Here is a 1,343-nt window from a genome sequence, read left to right as displayed (position 1 = left end):
GGGGGTGTCAGAATTTCCGTGTTCAAGGCGAGTTGAGAATTACACGGACGGTCGAACGAATCGATCCGCGTAAAGGATAGCGAATTGGTTCATTGCTGTCTTCCAGTCCTTGGCCGCTCGCCCCCAATCGGCCGTAATGTTGCGCAGCGCCAGCCAGATAAGTTTGGTTGCGGCATCATCGCTCGGGAAGTGCCCGCGGGTCTTGATGATCTTGCGTAGTTGCGAGTTGATGTTCTCGATGGCGTTGGTTGTATAGATCACCTTGCGCACTTCCGGTGGAAACGCAAAGAACGGAATCACGCGATCCCAGGCATTACGCCAGGCTGCACTGACCGGCGGAAATTTCTGGCCCCATGGTCCAGCGGCGAAGCTATCGAGTTCGGCCTGTGCGGCTTCGGCGCTCGGTGCGGTGTAGATCGGCCGGATCGCGGCAGCGAGCGATTTGCGGTCTTTCCAGCTCGCATAATCGAGGCTATTGCGGATCAGGTGAACGATGCAGGTTTGCAGCGTTGTTGCCGGAAATACGGCAGCCAGCGCCTCGGGCATGCCCTTGAGGCCATCGGTCACCGCAATCAGAATGTCGTTCACGCCGCGCGTTTTCAGATCGTTAAACACCTTCATCCAGAACTTGGCGCCTTCGGTGTTTTCGATCCACAGGCCCAGGATGTCGCGCGTACCGTCGGGCAGGATGCCCAGCGCCAGATATACCGCCTTGTTGCGTACGACGGCATCCTCGCGAATCTTCACACGCAGCGCGTCGAAGAACACGACCGGATACATCGGTTCGAGCGGCCGGGACTGCCAGGCGGTGACTTCACTCATCACCTCGTCGGTGACCGAGCTGATGAACTCGGGCGAGACTTCCGTGCCGTACTGTTCCTGTACGAAGCCCTGAATTTCACGAACGGTCATGCCACGGGCATACATGGCAATGATCTTGTCATCAAAGCCCGTGAAGCGTCGTCCGTGTTTGGGGATCAACAGCGGCTCGAAGCTGCCGTCGCGGTCGCGCGGCACCTCGATGCGGATCGGGCCGTCCTCTGTCAGGACCGTCTTGGCACCACGGCCGTTGCGCTGGTTCGTCACGCTGGCCGGTTTGGCCGTGCCCGACGGGTAGCCGAGATGGTGATTCATCTCGCCGCCCAGCGCACGCTCGATCAACGCTTTCTTGAAGGCCAGCGATGCGGCATTGATGGCGTCGGCCGTCATCGGGCCGTGGCCGAACTGCTCAAGCAGCTCGGCCGGGATCGTCGGCAGCTCTGCCGGTGGGGTTTTCGGTTTGCGAGGCATCGTCACTCCTTGGCGACATGTTATGCCTCAAACACGAAATTAATGACAGCCCC

The 1,343-nt window shown here is 59.6% G+C and carries 1 protein-coding gene; it reads right to left on the bottom strand.

The window, feature by feature from the left end:
• Positions 1 to 39: 39 nt before the first annotated feature.
• On the bottom strand, positions 40 to 1,290 hold the full coding sequence (locus tag PCE31106_RS23845) for an IS256 family transposase (protein WP_150564891.1): 1,251 nt from the start codon (positions 1,288 to 1,290) through the stop codon (positions 40 to 42).
• Positions 1,291 to 1,343 lie beyond the last annotated feature (53 nt).

Source organism: Pandoraea cepalis, from assembly GCF_902459665.1.
In the GTDB taxonomy this organism is placed as follows: Bacteria; Pseudomonadota; Gammaproteobacteria; order Burkholderiales; family Burkholderiaceae; genus Pandoraea; species Pandoraea cepalis.
Note: the sequence above shows the minus strand (reverse complement) of the source record. Positions and strands in the feature narration are given on the sequence as shown.

What these genes read in the sequence shown, in the direction of transcription:
- PCE31106_RS23845 (WP_150564891.1), bottom strand. Translation starts at nt 1,290, where the DNA reads ATGCCTCGCAAACCGAAAACCCCACCGGCAGAGCTGCCGACGATCCCG.